The following is a 16,766-nucleotide window of genomic DNA, read 5'->3' as shown; positions in this document are numbered from 1 at the left end:
AACTAGCCTTTTTCTGTTAAAATAGATGCAGTTTGTGGGATTTTGTAACTGTTAAAATCCCTTAGGTTAGGAGATTAGATGTAATGAATATTATTGATAAGGTATTTGGAACACATTCGGAGCGAGAGCTTAAGAGAATTAAGCCTATCGTTGATAAGATAGAATCGTATAAGGATGCTATGGGGGCTCTTTCAGATGAGGAGCTTCGTGGAAAGACAGCTGAGTTCAAAGAGAGACTTGCAAATGGAGAGACATTAGATGACATCCTCCCAGAGGCATATGCTACAGTTCGTGAGGCAGGTAAGCGTGCCCTTGGAATGGAGCACTTCAGAGTGCAGCTTATTGGTGGTATCATCCTCCATCAGGGCCGTATCGCTGAGATGCGTACTGGTGAAGGTAAGACTCTTGTATCTACACTTCCAGCATATTTGAATGCCTTGGAGGGCAAGGGCGTTCACATCGTTACTGTAAATGATTACCTGGCAAAGCGTGATGCTGAGTGGATGGGAGAGGTTCACCGTTTCCTTGGTCTTACAGTTGGCGTTGTTCTTAACGACATGACAAAGGAGGAGCGTCAGGCAGCTTACAATTGTGATATTACATACATCACAAATAATGAGCTTGGTTTTGATTACCTCCGTGACAATATGTGCGTATATGAGAAAGACTTAGTTCAGAGAGGCCTTCACTATTGTATCATCGATGAGGTTGACTCAGTTCTTATCGATGAGGCACGTACACCACTTATTATTTCTGGACAGTCAGGAAAATCTACAAAGCTTTACGAGCTTTGCGATGTTTTAGCTCGTCAGCTTAAGCGCGGTGAGGATCTTCCAGAATTCTCTAAGATGGACGCTATTATGGGCGTAGAGAGAAATGAGACTGGAGATTTCATCGTAGACGAGAAGGATAAGGTAGTAAACCTTACAGCAGAGGGTGTTGCAAAGGTTGAGCAGTTCTTCCACATTGAGAACCTTGCAGATCCAGAGAATCTTGAGATTCAGCACAACATTATCCTTGCACTTCGTGCTCACAACCTTATGTTTAAGGATCAGGATTATGTTGTTTCAGATGGTCAGGTTATGATTGTTGATTCATTCACTGGCCGTATCATGCCAGGTCGTCGTTACTCTGATGGGCTTCATCAGGCTATCGAGGCTAAGGAGCATGTTGAGGTTAAGCGCGAGTCTATGACTCTTGCAAGCATCACATTCCAGAACTTCTTCAACAAATACGATAAGAAGGCTGGTATGACAGGTACAGCTCTTACAGAGGAGCAGGAGTTCCGTGATATTTATGGAATGGACGTTGTTGAGGTTCCTACAAACCGTCCAGTTCAGCGTATCGATCATGATGATGCTGTTTATAAGACAAAGAAAGAAAAGTATAAGGCCGTTGTAGAAGAGGTTAAGAAGGCTCACGAAAAGGGTCAGCCTGTTCTTGTCGGTACTATTGACATTGATATTTCAGAGCTCGTTTCAAAGATGCTTCGTAGAGAGGGCATCGAGCATAACGTACTTAACGCTAAGTTCCATGAAAAGGAAGCTGAAATTGTAGCTGAAGCTGGAAAGCATGGCGCAGTAACAATCGCTACTAACATGGCTGGTCGTGGTACTGATATTAAGCTTGATGAGGATGCTCGTGCAGCAGGTGGTCTTAAGATTATCGGTACAGAGCGTCATGAGTCACGTCGTATCGACAATCAGCTCCGTGGACGTTCAGGTCGTCAGGGAGATGTGGGTGAATCTCAGTTCTTCATCTCGCTTGAAGATGACCTTATGAGACTCTTCGGTTCAGAGAGACTTATTAACATGTTCAACGCTCTTGGAGTTCCAGAGGGTGAGCAGATTAAACATAAGATGCTTTCAGATGCTATTGAGAAAGCACAGAAGAAGATTGAGGAAAACAACTTCTCAGCTCGTAAGAACCTTCTTGATTATGATCAGGTTATGAATGAGCAGAGAGAGCTTATCTACGCACAGCGTCATAGAGTACTTATGGGCGAGGATATGCATGACCAGATTCTTGGTATGATTCGCGATAAGGTAGACGAGTGTATTGAAAAGACTATTCCAGATGATGTGGAAAAGGATTTATGGGAGCTTCAGGAGCTTAATCATCTTCTTTGCCCAGTAATTCCAGTTCCTGTTATGACACAGCTTTCTATCGGAAATATCAAGAGCAAGAAGGAGCTCAAAGAAAAGCTTACAGAAATCGCTCTTAAGATGTACGATGCTAAGGAAAAGGAATTCGAACAGCCAGAGCAGTTTAGAGAGGTTGAGCGAGTTATCTTACTTCGTGTTATTGACCGCAAGTGGATGGAAGAAATTGATGATATGGAGCAGCTTCGTCAGGGTATCCGTCTTCAGGCTTATGGTAACCGTAACCCAGTTGATGAGTACAAGGCAGCCAGCTACGATATGCTTGATGCAATGAATGCAGCTATCATCAATGATACACTTACAATGCTTTACAGAATCCGCATTGAGAAGAAGGTAGAGCGTGAAGAGGTTGCTAAGGTTACTGGAACAAATAAGGACGACACAGCAACACGTGCTCCAAAGAAGCGCGAAGTAAAGAAGGTCTTCCCTAACGATCCATGCCCATGTGGCTCAGGATTGAAATACAAGCAGTGTTGCGGCCGTGCTAAATAATAAAAATAATATAGACAGTGTAGGACCTCATACAACGTATGAGGTCCTTTTTAAAGGAGATATATGACTAATCTTGAAGAGTACTACAATAAATTCAACGAAGACAAACGCTTAAACAGCCGTCATGGCATCATGGAATTTACAGTCACTATGAAATATGTTCATAAATACCTTGATAAGCTTGCAGAAGAGACTGGTAAAGCAAAGTCTGAAATTCAAATTTTGGATATTGGTGCAGCTACAGGCGGTTATAGTATTCCTCTCTGGGAAGAAGGTTACGATGTGACAGCAGTGGAGCTTGTAAAACATAATCTAGGCATGCTAAAAGCAAAGGGTACAGGTGTAAAGGCATTCCAGGGAAATGCAGTGAAGCTTAAGAGATTTGAAGAAAACAGTTTTGATTTCACATTGCTTTTTGGCCCTATGTATCACCTCAAGACCAGAGAAGAGCAGTTAAAAGCTTTATCAGAAGCAAAGAGAGTTACCCGCCCAGGTGGCTATATATTAGTAGCCTACGTCATGAATGAATACGCTTTCCTTACATACGGAATTAAGGAAGGTCATGTTCTTGAAAACATTGCAGATGGAAAGCTTGATGAAACATTCCATGTACGCCCAGGTGAAGATGACCTTTACATGTTCATGAGAACAGAAGATATAGAGAGTCTTAATGCAGAAGCAGGCTTGGAGCGCATGCAGATTATCTCTCCAGATGGACCTGCAAATTATATGCGCCGCGAGGTAAATGCCCTCATAGAAGAACAGTTCCAGCAATTCATAAACTATCAGATGTCAGTCTGTGAAAGAGCCGATCTTTTAGGGGCAAGTGCACACACGGTGGATATATTAAAAAAGTAAAAATTATATATTGATTGGGTATTTAAAATACTAAGAAAGGATGATAAAATGTAACTAGAAAATAGTTGCATTTTTATATTTTAAATGCCTAAAAAGAAAGATTTAATTGAAAAGTTATTTAGAAAACCATATCCAAGAAACTTTACTACTAGAGAATTGGATACACTTATGGGAAAGTGCAATTGTGTAAAGTTCCAAGGAGGAAGAGGATCTGGAATAGGATATCGTCATACTATTACAGGACGACAAGTTCAATTTGATGGGCCTCATCCAGGTAACGAATTATATAGAGATATGGTTGATCGAATAAAAAATTTTATTATAGAAATAGATGAAAAGGAGTAGAGCTTATGAAATCAGATATGATGAAATATAAGGGATATCGAGCTACTGTAGGTTATGATAGTTATGACCATATTTTTGTGGGTCATGTTTTTGGAATTAAGGACTCCTTAAACTTTTATGGACGATCTATAGAAGAATTAGAGAACTCTTTTCATGATTCAATAGAAAACTATTTGGAATCTTGCGAGAGATTTGGAAAGGTTCCAGAGAAAGAATTCACAGGAACTTTCAATATTAGAACAACACCTGTTATTCATGAAAAAGCTTCTATTTATGCAGCAGAGAATGGAATTACATTGAATCAGGTTGTAACTATGGCAATGGAGAAGTTTCTCAAGAAAGTAGCAATTAATTAGATTTGTTGTGCAATATGTACAAATATACAAGGCGTGAATTGTATAATTTATACACTAAGTCAGTAGAATTATCTGAAAATCATGATATCCTATAGGCAGATAAGAAAAGAGTTTATAGGAGGTTTTTATTATGAACATTTTCAGAGAGTTATTTGATAGCGAAAACGGAACAATGATGACATTCGTTGATTATTTAAAGAGCGGCTACATGGGCTAATAACCATGTAGCTTTTTTATTGTGTTAAAGTAAAATCTACAATTATTTTATGTTGACGCATAAAATTCGGTATGCTATTATTTTACGCAGATTAAATAAAAAGAAAGGAGGACGCACTAATGAGCATTTTAAATTTTGGAAATGCAATTAAATTAAACACTTGTTACTTTAAGATTGGTGCGCTCTCTTTGTGTGAATAGAAGCGTATAGTATTATCGTATTTACGAAACCAACCCCTTGAAGTAATTATTCTTCAAGGGGTTTTCTTTATGCTTTTTTACGCAAGGAGACGCTGGCTTACATAGGAGGACTAATGACGGACTGTACTATTACAAATCAAACGAATAATAAAAACACCTTATGGACCAGAGATTTTACAATCATAACAATAGGTAGTGTGGTTTCGATGTTGGGAAACTCAATGGTTGGATTTGCTATGAGTCTAATGGTGTTGGATTATACTAATTCACCTATGCTTTATGCTGTTTATATGGTTATGTTTACATTGCCACAGCTTATTGCACCAATTATTTCGGGTGCAATATTGGATAGATTTTCTAGAAAGAAGATGATTTACACACTGGATTTTATTAGTGCAGGGGTGTATTTAATTATGGCAATATTGCTTATATCTGGGACATTTAATTTCCCTTTATTTGCTGGAATTTGTTTCTTGCTTGGAGGAATTCAAAGTACCTACATGGTTGCTTATGACAGCTTTTATCCTTTATTAATTACAGAGGGAAATTACCAGAAGGCATATTCTATTTCTTCCATGCTTGAAACTATGACTGTAGTAATGGTTCCTGTGGCGACATTTATTTATAATCTCGTCGGAATCGGACCATTAATGGTGATGAATGCGGTTACTTTTTTAATTGCGGCTATATTTGAGACGCAGATTGAGCATGAAGAGGAATACATAGAAAAAAGAAAAGCAGAAACCAGAGAAGAGGTAAGCAGCGGAAAGAGAATGTTGCTAGATATTAAAGAAGGTTTGGAATATCTGAAAGGTGAGCCAGGATTACTCGCCATCGCAATATATTTCCTTTTCAATATGATGGCATGTGGAGCACAAGACGTATTGCTTTTACCTTTTTATAAAGGGAATTTTACAAACGGTGAGTACATTTATGTTATAGTATTTGGTGCAGCCTTCGTTGGAAGAGCATTAGGTGGAGGGATTCACTATAAAGCCAAAATACCTGTAAAATATAAATTCGCATTTGCGATGTTCATTTATGTATTTATAGGTATATTCGAAGGTTCATACCCTTTCATGCCGATAAAGATAGCCATGGTTATGTCATTTATGGCAGGATTGGCAGGCGTGACAAGTTATACAATTAGAATATCTTCTACTCAGAATTATGTTCCAGATGAGAAGAAGGGAAGATTCAACGGAGTATTCTTTATTCTTATGACAGGTGGAATGCTGGTTGGTGAGATGATAGCAGGAGCTATAGCAGAGATTGTTGACGCAAGAATAGTTATTTTAGTATTTAACCTGATTGCAGTTGCAGCAGCGGTAGTCATCATCGGTGGAAACAGAAGAGCAGTAGCAAAAATTTACAACACAGATAACTAAAATATATACAGAATAAGGAGAAGAATAATGGCAGAAACATTGAAAAAAAGAAGTGAAGTCCCAGTTGAATTAACATGGGATACATCAAGACTTTTTAAGTCATCTAAGGAGCTTATGTCAGCACTTGAGGAATTCAAGAAACTGACATCTGACATGGAAAAGGAATATAAAGGAAAGCTTACAACAGCTGAGGCAATTAATGATTGCATGGATAAGCTCAACAAGTGGAATATCATGGCAGATCATTTATACAACTATGTAGATTTAAATGTGTCTGTAGATTACACAAATGCTGATGCTCAGAAGGAGCAAGCGCTTGTTATGAGTGAGTTTTCAAGAGCACTTAGCACTGTATCCTTCGTAGACAGTGACTTGGCAGAGGCTCCAAAGGAATTAATCGAGGAGGCTATTAACTCAGCAACAGTTGGTAAGCATTACTTAGAAGATGTTGAGCGTCAGCGACCACACCGTCTTACACCAGAGACAGAAGCAGCAATAGCAGCTCTTAGAGATACAATTGAAGCTCCATATAAAATATATGAGACAAGTAAGCTTGCAGATATTCAGTTCCCTGATTTTGAGGCAAATGGAGAGAAGCATCCTCTTGGCTATTCATTATTTGAGGATAACTATGAGTATGAAAGAGATACAGAGGTTCGTAGAGCTGCATTTGATGCTTTTTCAAAGAAAATCCGTGAGTATATGTACACAACCGCTACAGTTTATGGTAGTCATGTTAGAACAGAAAAGACTATTTCTGAATTACGTAAATACGATAGTGTTTTAGATTATCTTCTGTTTGAGCAAAAGGTAACTCGTGAAATGTATGACCGTCAGATTGACCTCATCATGGAGAAGCTAGCTCCTCATATGAGAAAATATGCACGCCTTTTAAAGGAAGCAAATGGTCTTGATAAGATGACCTACGCCGATTTAAAGATTGCTTTAGATCCAGATTACGACCCAAAGGTTACAATCGAAAAGTCTAAGGAATACATCATCGATGGTCTATCTATTATGGGTGATGATTACAAGGAAATGCTTGAGACTGCTTACAAGGAGAGATGGGTTGATTTTGCACGCAACATTGGTAAATCTACAGGTGGTTTCTGTGCCAGCCCATACCAGAAGGGATCATACATCTTACTTTCTTGGAACGACAGAATGAGCGATGTATTTACACTTGCTCACGAGTTGGGTCACGCTGGACACTTTAGAGCATGTGGAAAAGCTCAGAGCGCCCTTGATGTAGAGGTATCAGACTATGTTGTTGAGGCTCCATCTACAATCAACGAGCTTCTTATGGCTGAGTACCTTAAGGAAAAGAGCGGAGACGATAAGCGATTCCGTAGATGGGTCCTTGCTTCACAGATTTCAAATACTTACTATCATAACTTTGTAACTCATCTTCTTGAGGCAGCTTATCAGCGTGAGGTTTACAAGCGTGTTAATAAGGGGGAAGCAGTACCAGCTGAGACTCTTAATGAGATTTACAAGGATGTACTTAAGAAGTTCTGGGGCGATGAGGTTGAGCTTACAGAAGGCTGTGAACTTACATGGATGAGACAGCCACATTATTATATGGGCTTGTATTCTTACAGCTATAGTGCTAGTCTTACTATCGCGACACAGGTTATGAAGAGAATCCGCAAGGAGGGTCAGCCTGCAGTCGAAGATTGGAAGAAGACACTTGCAGCAGGAGGAACAGTTACACCAGTAGAGTTTGCTAAGATGGCTGGTGTTGATGTGACAACAGATGCAGCACTTCTTGATACAATCGATTACATCGGAAGTATTATCGATGAAATTGAACAGATAGGAGTATAAGAAATTGAATAGTAACGAGAACAAAAGTAGAAATAAGATTTTGTTAATTACACAGGGGGCTATGATAGCGGCTCTTTATGTGGTACTTACTTGGGTAGCAAATGTGCTAGGTCTTGCAAATGGCGCCATTCAGGTTAGATTTTCCGAGGCACTTTGCATTCTTCCAGTATTTACACCAGCAGCCATCCCAGGATTATTTGTAGGATGTCTTATTTCTAATATTGTAAATGGCTGCGTGATTTGGGATATTATTTTTGGAAGCTTAGCAACACTTATTGGAGCATTTGGAACATACTTCCTTAGAAAGACAAAGTTTATTTTCACATTACCACCAGTAATTGCCAATATGGTAATAATTCCTTTTGTTCTTCGCTATGCATATATGTCTGAGGATGCATATTGGTTTATGGTAGTGACAGTAGGAATCGGAGAGATTATTAGTGTTTGCATTTTGGGATTTATTCTTAAGAGCGTATTAGATAAAAATAAAAGAGCCATCTTTAATTAGATTCAAAAAAATATTTTAAGGGTACAAATCAAATGAGGTTTGTACCCTTTATTTATCCTTTTTTTACATAAATTTAAAAATATGTGAAACTTTTTAAATCCTCACACGTCTAATGTATGTAAGAACAATTGAAGGACGCTTTGATTATTCTTAATACTGTGTGCACAACAGGAGGCTGCATCAATGCAGAGACGCGATATAAATGAACTTATAGTAAGAGCGAAAAGGCGTGATAAGGATGCTTTTACTGAACTGATTAACAGACACATGCAGGATATGTACAAGGTGGCACTGGCAATTCTTATGAATGATGAGGATGTGGCAGATGCCATCCAAGAGACAATCCTTAATTGTTGGGAGAAAATCGATACACTAAAGGTTAACAAGTATTTTAAGACCTGGCTTACAAAGATTCTGATGAATAATTGTTATGACATCATCAGAAAAAAGCAAAATCAGGTTGAGTTGAATAACTGGGAAGAACCTACATATGAGGATGACTGTAATTTAGAACTCAAAGAGGCGTTAGGTAAGCTTGAAGAAAAATACAGGGCAATCATAATTATGTTCTATTGGCAGGGATATTCCTTAGAAGAAATTTCTAGAGTGCTAAATATCCCAACAAATACCGTCAAAACAAGATTGAAACGTGGCCGAGAGCACTTGGCCAGATATTACGAGATAGTTGAGTAGAAAGGAAGACAGTGAAATGGATAAAAAGAAATTGATAATATCTGATGCTGAGATTCCTACAATAGTTCAGGAAAAAGTAGACCATGCCTTTACTCAGATTTATGAGGAAGAGGAGAGGACAATGAAAAAAAGAAGTTTCAGACTAATAAAAACAATCGTAGCAACAGCTGCAGCACTTGGCGTGGTAGTTTTCTCAGGAGTATGCATTACAAATCCTACTTTTGCTGAGGAGGTTCCTGTTGTAGGAAATGTATTTTCTAGCTTGGGTCACAAGCTTGGGTTTGGCGGAGATTATGAAAAATACGCAAAGCCTATAGCATCAGACTCATTGAACGAGGCAGTAGCACTTACACAAACAGTAGATGGAAACACAGTTACACTTCAAGATATTTACTGCGACGAAAAGGCAATGTACATAAGCATGATAGTGGAAAGTAAAGAGCCATTCCCTATCAGCCAGATGTATCCTGATTTGGATAATAAAGATATGTATATGTTCTATCTATTTGATTCAAAGGTAAAATATAGCTTTGAGACAGAAGATAGCAGTTATAATGATAATTCGTTGGAGTACTTAAAGGGAGATTTTATCGATGACAATAAATTCCAGGGAGTTGTAAAAGTGGATTTGGATTATGTGCTAAATTACTATTCAAAAGATGTTTTGGACGATAGTGATTTTTATACAGATGCTGATACTCCAGTTTCTCATTATGATTTACCAGACTCATTTACTGTAGACTTCGACCTAAACTCTATTGTGACAGATATTAATAATCCAGCCGCTTCAGAGCTGACTGTAGACGAGCGAGATGCACTTGGTTGGAAAAACGAATATGAGAATTGGTGGATTGACGGACCTTGGCATTTTAACTTTGAAGTAAATGTGGATAGACAGAACACCACATCAAAAACTATTGACGTTGAAGGTTTGTCAGGAATTAGCTATATAACTGTCAGCAAGACACCATTTGAATTACAATTGGATTATGATGATCCTTATGCTAATTATATAGTTGTTGCACTTGATAAAGATGGAAAACACATGGAGGCAGAGGATAATTTGGATATGCTTCCAGTTAAAGGACATGATGTTTCAGAAATTACATTATATGTTTGTGATTATTATGATTATATGGATGAAATAAAAGGGCAGCAACTAGAGACAGATAAAGCTAAGGATATTCTTGATGAAAAAGCATTGTGGAGTGGAGTCCTTTCATTCTAGCAATTCGCAAAAACAGATGGCCCGGTTTTGAGCCATCTGTTTTTTTATAAAATATATTCCATAATACGTTCTTTGGTTTTGAAACCTATTCTATCATAAAATCTTTCGGCGCCATCATTTCCTGCCTACACAGCAAGAGTGAGTTCGTAACAGCCTAGGCGCTTGGCCTCAGTTTTAACATATTCAAATGTTGCTCACCGATGTGTTCCAGATTATATCATAATAATTTGTTATCAGTAAAATTTATAATTGATTTAGCACAATCGAATGGTGTAATATCAAATTAAATTGGAGGTAATGAAATATGTTTATTGATGACGTAAAAAACAGACGTAGTGTAAGAACCTTTGATGGCAAAGGTGTAAGTAACGAAGTAATAGATGATTTAAAGGAATACGCAGGAAGCATCGTAAATCCTTATAATATTCCAGTTGAATTCGTATTTTTAAAAAAGGATGAGCATGGACTATCAAGCCCAGTTCTATCTGGTGAAAAGGAATATATCGCTGCTAAAGTGAAGAAGGGAGCAAACGCTGATGTGGCATATGGATATAGCTTTGAAGAGCTCTTAATGTATGCAGTAAGCAAAGGCCTTGGCACAGTTTGGATCGGCGGCACATTATCAAGAGATAAGTTTGAAAAGGCCATTAATCTTAAGGATGATGAAATTATGCCATGCATGAGTCCTATAGGATACGCCGCAGATAAAATGGGTGTTAAGGAAGTTCTTATGCGAAAAGGCGTTAAGGCTGATAGCAGATATAATTTTTCTGAGCTGTTTTTTGCAGACAGCTTCGATACACCACTTACAGAAGATAAAGCAGAAGAGCTTGGAATAAAGACTGCACTTGAAGCAGTTCGCCTTGCCCCATCAGCTGTAAACAAGCAGCCATGGCGTGTTGTTGTCACAGAGAATGGAGCTCATTTCTATGAGAAAAAGGATAAGGGCTACGACAATGGAACTTATGATTTGCAGAAGGTAGACCTTGGAATAGCACTTTATCATTTTGAAAACCAGTGCCGAGAGGACGGTAAAAAGCTTGCATTCAAGCAGGCAGACCCTGGTATTGCAACTCCAGAGAAAACTGAATACATAGCAAGCTACGTATGGTAAGAATATAATCTTAATTGTAGATGATTAGTAAGAGTCGACAAATTGAACTGTCGGCTCTTTTTTAGAATACAAATTTTTTTATATAACATGATATAGACAAGTTTGACAGAAACTTCTATTCCATATTCAGAAGATGATTATAAAGCAGAAGAGGCTCGACTTAAGTATAAAAGTTGTAATATAAAATAAAACCTGTAATAAGTTGTAAGATGATTATAAACATGTACAAAAGGTAACAGAAGCAATTTCAGGTTTTGAGGATAATGTATCTGTTAAGACAGTAAGAGAGAGCATCCAGATGGATTCAAATAATTTTTCATCATATCAAAGTACGTTGGAAAACTCCGGGATTCTTAAGTCAGATGGGGCCTATGGAAGATTATGTTTTGCTCTTCCATTTTTTAAGGAGTTTGTTCAGCATCAGACAATATAAATTAAAACGATAGCGAGGCCTGTGACGCCGCCTTCTTTTTAGGGCTGGTGCCATAGGTCTTTTTGTATGCACGAAGGAAAGTGGAATAGGTACCAAAGCCAGATTGTTCTGCGGCATCTGCGATTGGCTTGCCAGCGTCGATTAATGACTGAGCTAGGGCTAGGCGCTTGATAGTGATGTAGTTGCCGATGGTGTAGCCAGTCTCATCCTTGAAGGTATGCATGAGATAGTAGCGGGAAAGATAGAACTGCCCAGCTATAGCATCAACTGATAAATCTGATGTCAGGTTTTCATTAATATAATTAATGATGGAATTGATTTTACTGCCAGAGTAGCTTGTAGATAGATATTCCACCTCATTACTTATGGCAGCGCGATTAAGCTCTACCATAAATTCAAGAAAGAGTACCTGCATGAAAAGTTCGTTTGCATAATCATCCTTTCCAAGATTTGAAGTAAGCTTGCCTACTGTGGCAGCTACACGAGAATTCTTAAAGGAATGTAGTCTCAAAACATGTGAACCATTCTCTATTGCATTTCTAAAGCAATAGGATAAATCATTATCAGTTTGGCTATATTCAGCCAAAAACTCCTTAGATATATATATGATAATTCGCTCGTAAGTGGAATTATCATGAAAAATAGGGCGATGAACCTCGCCGGCATTTACAAACACAATATCGTTAGCCTGTAAATCAAAGGTTTGACCTTCAATGGAATAAGAAGTATTTCCGGATAAATGAATCAAGACCTTGTGGAAATCGTGGTAGTGAAAATCGATTTCTCCAAGGTTAGAGTCAGAAAGATGGAATATTTTGAAGTTTGAATATAGGTAACCTTTTTTGCTGTATTCGGTCATAGCTTCACCTTTTTTTAACAAGAATATATTATGATTCTCCCTTGAGTATAAAACTCGATAGCACTATTTGCAATATTTTGCGCACTAATAGTGCTTAGCAAATGAAAAAGTGCGGAGTATACTAAAATCAAGATTGAGGAAACTATGTAAATGATTCGAAAGGACATCCCATGAAATTTACTAAAATGCACGGCTGCGGTAATGACTATGTATATGTAAACCTTTTTGAAGAGAAGGTTGAAAACCCAGCAGAAGTTTCTATTAAAGTAAGCGACAGACATTTTGGAATCGGTTCAGACGGCCTCATTACTATAGGCCCATCTGACAAGGCAGATTTCAGAATGCACATATATAACGCAGATGGCTCAGAGGCAGAGATGTGCGGAAATGGTATCCGCTGCGTTGCCAAATATGTTTATGACCACAAGCTTACAGACAAGACTGAGATTTCAGTGGAGTCTGGAGCAGGCATCAAATATCTCACATTATTCATAGAGAATGGTAAGGTACAGCAGGTGAGCGTAGATATGGGAGAGCCAATCCTTACACCAGCTGAGATTCCAGTGGTAGCTGATGGGGACAAAGTGATAGATGAGCCAATCGAGGTAGGTGGAAAGACCTGGAACATGACTTGTGTTTCTATGGGCAACCCACACGCAGTTGTGTTTGTAGATGATACAGCTAGCTTCCCTCTTGAGACCTACGGTCCGCTTTTTGAAAATCACGAAAGATTTCCAAAGCGCACCAATACAGAATTCGTGCAGATAATTAGCAGAACAGAAGCAAACATGCGAGTTTGGGAGCGAGGTTCTGCAGAGACCTGGGCTTGCGGAACAGGCACTTGCGCCACAGTTATGGCTTGCATCTTAAATGGAAAGACAGAGGACAAGGTTCTTGTTCACCTTCGTGGTGGCGACCTTACAATCGAATACGATCGCGCGACAAATCACGTATTCATGACAGGTCCAGCAACTGAGGTATTTAACGGAGAAATCGAGGTTTAAAATGAAATTAGTAGATTTATTAGATAGATTAGATTATGAGCTTTATGCAGGTGAGCTTGATCGTGAAATCAGCACACTTACATATGATTCAAGAAAAGTAGAGAAAGATAGTGTATTCGTTTGTATCTCAGGTACAGTGAGAGATGCACACGATTTCATCCCTGATGTAATCGAAAAGGGCGCTACTGCAATCATCATTGAAAAGGACGTTGAGCCAGTAGATGGCGTTACATATATCAAGGTAAAAAATAGCCGTGAGGCGCTTGCATATACATCAGCAGCATATTTTGGTCATCCAGCTGAAAAGCTTAAGACTATTGGTATCACAGGTACAAAGGGAAAGACTACTACCACATACATGGTAAAGTCTATCCTTGATAGTGCAGGAATTAAGACTGGTCTTATCGGAACAATCGAGTCAATCGTTGGCGAGGAGCGCATTCCAGCTGTGAACACTACACCAGAGTCTTACCGCGTGCAGGAGCTTTTTGCTCAGATGGTTGAGGCTGGTCTTGATGCAGTTGTTATGGAAGTTAGCTCACAGGCTCTTATGCTTCACAGAGTATCAGGCTTCATTTTTGACATCGGTGTATTTACAAACCTTGAGCCAGATCACATCGGTGATAATGAGCACAAGGATTTCGAGGATTATATGCACTGCAAGAGTCTTCTTTTCCAGCAGTGTAAGACAGGTATCTTTAATGGCGACAGCGAGCACATCGAAGGAATCTTAAAGGGTCACACTTGTGATGTTATCAAGTATGGCTACGGCAAGGATAATGACCTTATTGCTGAGAATGTTGAGCTTCTTAATGAGCACGGAGCTCTTGGAGTTCGTTACCACATCACTGGCAAGGAAGACATGACAGTAGAGGTAAATGTACCGGGTACATTCTCTGTTTACAATTCACTTACTGCAGTGGCTATCTGCAAGCAGTTTAATGTGGCTGAGGACAAGATTAAGGCAGCTCTTAAGGACGTTCACGTAAAGGGACGTATCGAGCTTGTTCCAGTTTCAAAGAAGTTTACAGTAATGATAGATTATGCCCACAATGCTATGGCACTTGAGAGCCTCCTTACAACCCTTAAGGCTTATGAGCCGGGCAGACTTGTGTGCATGTTTGGATGTGGTGGAAACCGCGCGAAGAGCCGTCGTTATGAGATGGGAGAGGTAAGCTCAAAGCTTGCTGATCTTACAGTTGTCACATCAGACAACCCACGTAACGAGGAGCCAATGGACATTATTAATGACATCTTAATCGGTGTTAAAAAGGCTGACGGTGAGTACGTGACAGTGCCAGACCGTAAGGAAGCCATCAGATATTGCCTTACAAATGCAAAGGAGGGTGACATAATCGTTCTTGCAGGTAAGGGCCACGAGGATTATCAGGAAATTAAGGGAGTTAAGCACCACATGGATGAGCGAGAGCTCATTGCAGAGGTTATTAAGGAGGACGGCAATGACATTATTTAAGGGCGCAGGAGTAGCATTAATCACTCCATTCAATGAAGATGAGACCGTTAATTATGACATGCTTGGAACTCTTATAGACAGACAGATTGAAGGCGGAACAGACGCAATCATCGTATGCGGCACTACAGGTGAAGCTGCTACCATGAGCGAGGAGGAAAAACTATCAGTAGTCGAGTATACTGTAAAGCGCGTAAATCACCGCGTTCCTGTAATTGCAGGTTCTGGTGCCAACAGCACACGTCTTGTTATCGATTTATCTAAGAAGATAGCAGCTCTTGGAGCAGATGGACTTCTTATTGTTACACCTTTTTATAACAAGGCTACACAGGAGGGCTTATACCAGCATTATTCTACAATTGCTAAGGAAATCGACCTTCCTATCATTATGTACAACGTACCTAGCCGTACTGGATGTAACATACTTCCTGAGACAGCTTTGAAGCTTGCTCTTGAGTTTAGAAACATCGTAGGTATTAAGGAAGCAAGTGGAAATATTTCACAGATTACAAAGCTTGCCAGCCTTTGCCGAGGATGTCTTGATATATACGCAGGAAATGATGACCAGATTGTACCAATCCTTTCACTTGGAGGTGTTGGTGTTATTTCAGTATTATCTAACGTTGCACCAAAGGGCACACATGATATGGTTATGTCTTACTTAGAGGGCAATGAAGATAAGGCTCGCAGACTTCAACTTGATTATCTTGAGCTTGTAGATGCACTTTTCTGCGAGGTAAATCCAATCCCTGTTAAATCCACTATGAATATGTTAGGATTTAATGTAGGTAGTCTTAGACTTCCACTTACAGAGATGGAGGATAAGCATAAGGTGGCAATGAGCCAGTTGCTCAGCAGAATGCCACAGGAAATGCTTGCGTAGTGTGAAAAGTAATAAAGAAGATTTTATAAATCCAAAAAACGGTCCAGTTACATTTTTACTTGTGGCAATTAATATAATTGTCTTTCTTGTGCTGGAATTAATGGGAGATACAGAGGACGGCACCTTTATGCTTCTAAATGGTGCCATGAATCCGTATCTCGTTTTATATAATCATGAGTGGTATCGCCTGTTTACGGCTACATTTATGCATTTTGGAATAGATCATTTGGCAAATAACATGCTATTGCTATTCCTGTTAGGACAGATTTTTGAACGTGCAGTAGGTACCACAAGATACGTTGGAATCTATTTAGGCTCAGGTCTGGCAGGTTCCTTTTTGTCGTTCTTCTATATGTGCCTGGTGGGGAAGAATGATATCGTCGCAGGAGCTTCCGGAGCGATATTTGGCATAGTTGGTGGAATGATAATTGTTGTAATTGTAAATAAGGGAAAATACAGTGGAATCAGCACAAAAAGAATGATTTTTATGGCGCTACTTACATTGTATTTTGGTTTTGCTACAGCGGGAACTGATAATGTGGGCCATCTAGGAGGGCTGATAGCAGGATTTGTTTTTACATTTATCAGCTATGGAATACCAACCCTTATCAGGAATTTTAGAAATAAGGGTTCGCTAGCGTAAAAATTTTCTCGGAAAATATACACAAATAATAAAAGAACATCCTTCTTTGTGATAAAGTATTGGTTTGCGAAAACTATACACACAA

15 protein-coding genes are annotated in these 16,766 nt (G+C 39.0%); 14 read left to right on the top strand and 1 reads right to left on the bottom strand.

Annotated features, from left to right (window positions below; all coding sequences use genetic code 11):
* The first annotated feature begins 83 nt into the window (after window positions 1-83).
* From secA to BUA88_RS16610, 10 genes are all read left to right on the top strand, one after another.
* Window positions 84-2,654 (top strand): preprotein translocase subunit SecA, encoded by a 2,571-nt coding sequence (secA, locus tag BUA88_RS09635; protein WP_072916847.1) that lies wholly within the window; start codon window positions 84-86, stop codon window positions 2,652-2,654.
* 63 nt (window positions 2,655-2,717) lie between these two features.
* On the top strand, window positions 2,718-3,512 hold the full coding sequence (locus tag BUA88_RS09630; RefSeq protein ID WP_072916843.1) for a class I SAM-dependent methyltransferase: 795 nt from the start codon (window positions 2,718-2,720) through the stop codon (window positions 3,510-3,512).
* Window positions 3,513-3,862: 350 nt separating this feature from the next.
* Window positions 3,863-4,213, top strand: a complete 351-nt coding sequence (locus tag BUA88_RS09620) for a type II toxin-antitoxin system HicB family antitoxin (RefSeq protein WP_083572473.1) — start codon at window positions 3,863-3,865, stop codon at window positions 4,211-4,213.
* Between the two features lie 530 nt (window positions 4,214-4,743).
* Window positions 4,744-6,018, top strand: coding sequence for an MFS transporter (locus tag BUA88_RS09615; protein WP_072916835.1), 1,275 nt, complete (start codon window positions 4,744-4,746; stop codon window positions 6,016-6,018).
* Between the two features lie 27 nt (window positions 6,019-6,045).
* On the top strand, window positions 6,046-7,845 hold the full coding sequence (gene pepF / locus BUA88_RS09610; RefSeq protein WP_072916832.1) for an oligoendopeptidase F: 1,800 nt from the start codon (window positions 6,046-6,048) through the stop codon (window positions 7,843-7,845).
* A 4-nt stretch (window positions 7,846-7,849) separates the two neighbouring features.
* Complete coding sequence (locus tag BUA88_RS09605; protein WP_278335523.1) at window positions 7,850-8,353, top strand: QueT transporter family protein; 504 nt, start codon at window positions 7,850-7,852, stop codon at window positions 8,351-8,353.
* A 183-nt stretch (window positions 8,354-8,536) separates the two neighbouring features.
* Window positions 8,537-9,046, top strand: coding sequence for an RNA polymerase sigma factor (locus BUA88_RS09600; protein WP_083572472.1), 510 nt, complete (start codon window positions 8,537-8,539; stop codon window positions 9,044-9,046).
* A 16-nt stretch (window positions 9,047-9,062) separates the two neighbouring features.
* Window positions 9,063-10,274 carry a DUF4179 domain-containing protein gene (locus BUA88_RS09595; RefSeq protein WP_072916828.1) on the top strand — a complete coding sequence of 404 codons (1,212 nt, stop codon included), beginning with the start codon at window positions 9,063-9,065 and terminating at the stop codon, window positions 10,272-10,274.
* 304 nt (window positions 10,275-10,578) lie between these two features.
* A complete protein-coding gene (locus BUA88_RS09590; protein ID WP_072916824.1) occupies window positions 10,579-11,388 on the top strand; it encodes a nitroreductase family protein in 810 nt (269 codons plus the stop codon).
* A 298-nt stretch (window positions 11,389-11,686) separates the two neighbouring features.
* Entirely contained in the window at window positions 11,687-11,821 is a 135-nt protein-coding gene (locus BUA88_RS16610; protein WP_278335522.1) for a hypothetical protein, read from the top strand.
* Between the two features lies 1 nt (window position 11,822).
* Here the strand turns inward: BUA88_RS16610 and BUA88_RS09585 are convergent, their stop codons facing one another.
* Window positions 11,823-12,701 carry an AraC family transcriptional regulator gene (locus BUA88_RS09585; protein WP_242939606.1) on the bottom strand — a complete coding sequence of 293 codons (879 nt, stop codon included), beginning with the start codon at window positions 12,699-12,701 and terminating at the stop codon, window positions 11,823-11,825.
* A gap of 149 nt (window positions 12,702-12,850) precedes the next feature.
* Here BUA88_RS09585 and dapF point away from each other — a divergent pair, with 149 nt between their 5' ends.
* The 4 genes from dapF to BUA88_RS09565 are packed head-to-tail and all read left to right on the top strand — an operon-like array spanning window position 12,851 to window position 16,681.
* Window positions 12,851-13,684, top strand: coding sequence for a diaminopimelate epimerase (gene dapF, locus BUA88_RS09580; RefSeq protein WP_072916821.1), 834 nt, complete (start codon window positions 12,851-12,853; stop codon window positions 13,682-13,684).
* Window position 13,685: 1 nt separating this feature from the next.
* On the top strand, window positions 13,686-15,158 hold the full coding sequence (locus BUA88_RS09575) for a UDP-N-acetylmuramoyl-L-alanyl-D-glutamate--2,6-diaminopimelate ligase (RefSeq protein WP_072916817.1): 1,473 nt from the start codon (window positions 13,686-13,688) through the stop codon (window positions 15,156-15,158).
* On the top strand, window positions 15,145-16,038 hold the full coding sequence (gene dapA / locus BUA88_RS09570; protein WP_072916813.1) for a 4-hydroxy-tetrahydrodipicolinate synthase: 894 nt from the start codon (window positions 15,145-15,147) through the stop codon (window positions 16,036-16,038). Before BUA88_RS09575 ends, dapA begins: the two co-directional genes overlap by 14 nt.
* A 1-nt stretch (window position 16,039) precedes the next feature.
* Window positions 16,040-16,681, top strand: a complete 642-nt coding sequence (locus tag BUA88_RS09565) for a rhomboid family intramembrane serine protease (RefSeq protein WP_242939605.1) — start codon at window positions 16,040-16,042, stop codon at window positions 16,679-16,681.
* Window positions 16,682-16,766: the final 85 nt, after the last annotated feature.

This window comes from Pseudobutyrivibrio xylanivorans DSM 14809 (assembly GCF_900141825.1).
GTDB lineage: Bacteria > Bacillota > Clostridia > Lachnospirales > Lachnospiraceae > Pseudobutyrivibrio > Pseudobutyrivibrio xylanivorans.
The sequence above is the reverse complement of the archived record's forward strand: the minus strand, read 5'-3'. Positions and strand labels throughout refer to the sequence as shown.

Excerpts from the sequence above, each read along its gene's own strand:
- secA (WP_072916847.1), top strand. The coding sequence starts at position 84 with ATGAATATTATTGATAAGGTATTTGGAACACATTCGGAGCGAGAGCTT.
- BUA88_RS09630 (WP_072916843.1), top strand. The coding sequence starts at position 2,718 with ATGACTAATCTTGAAGAGTACTACAATAAATTCAACGAAGACAAACGC.
- BUA88_RS09620 (WP_083572473.1), top strand. The coding sequence starts at position 3,863 with ATGAAATCAGATATGATGAAATATAAGGGATATCGAGCTACTGTAGGT.
- BUA88_RS09615 (WP_072916835.1), top strand. The coding sequence starts at position 4,744 with ATGACGGACTGTACTATTACAAATCAAACGAATAATAAAAACACCTTA.
- pepF (WP_072916832.1), top strand. The coding sequence starts at position 6,046 with ATGGCAGAAACATTGAAAAAAAGAAGTGAAGTCCCAGTTGAATTAACA.
- BUA88_RS09600 (WP_083572472.1), top strand. The coding sequence starts at position 8,537 with ATGCAGAGACGCGATATAAATGAACTTATAGTAAGAGCGAAAAGGCGT.
- BUA88_RS09595 (WP_072916828.1), top strand. The coding sequence starts at position 9,063 with ATGGATAAAAAGAAATTGATAATATCTGATGCTGAGATTCCTACAATA.
- BUA88_RS09590 (WP_072916824.1), top strand. The coding sequence starts at position 10,579 with ATGTTTATTGATGACGTAAAAAACAGACGTAGTGTAAGAACCTTTGAT.
- BUA88_RS16610 (WP_278335522.1), top strand. The coding sequence starts at position 11,687 with ATGGATTCAAATAATTTTTCATCATATCAAAGTACGTTGGAAAACTCC.
- dapF (WP_072916821.1), top strand. The coding sequence starts at position 12,851 with ATGAAATTTACTAAAATGCACGGCTGCGGTAATGACTATGTATATGTA.
- BUA88_RS09575 (WP_072916817.1), top strand. The coding sequence starts at position 13,686 with ATGAAATTAGTAGATTTATTAGATAGATTAGATTATGAGCTTTATGCA.
- dapA (WP_072916813.1), top strand. The coding sequence starts at position 15,145 with ATGACATTATTTAAGGGCGCAGGAGTAGCATTAATCACTCCATTCAAT.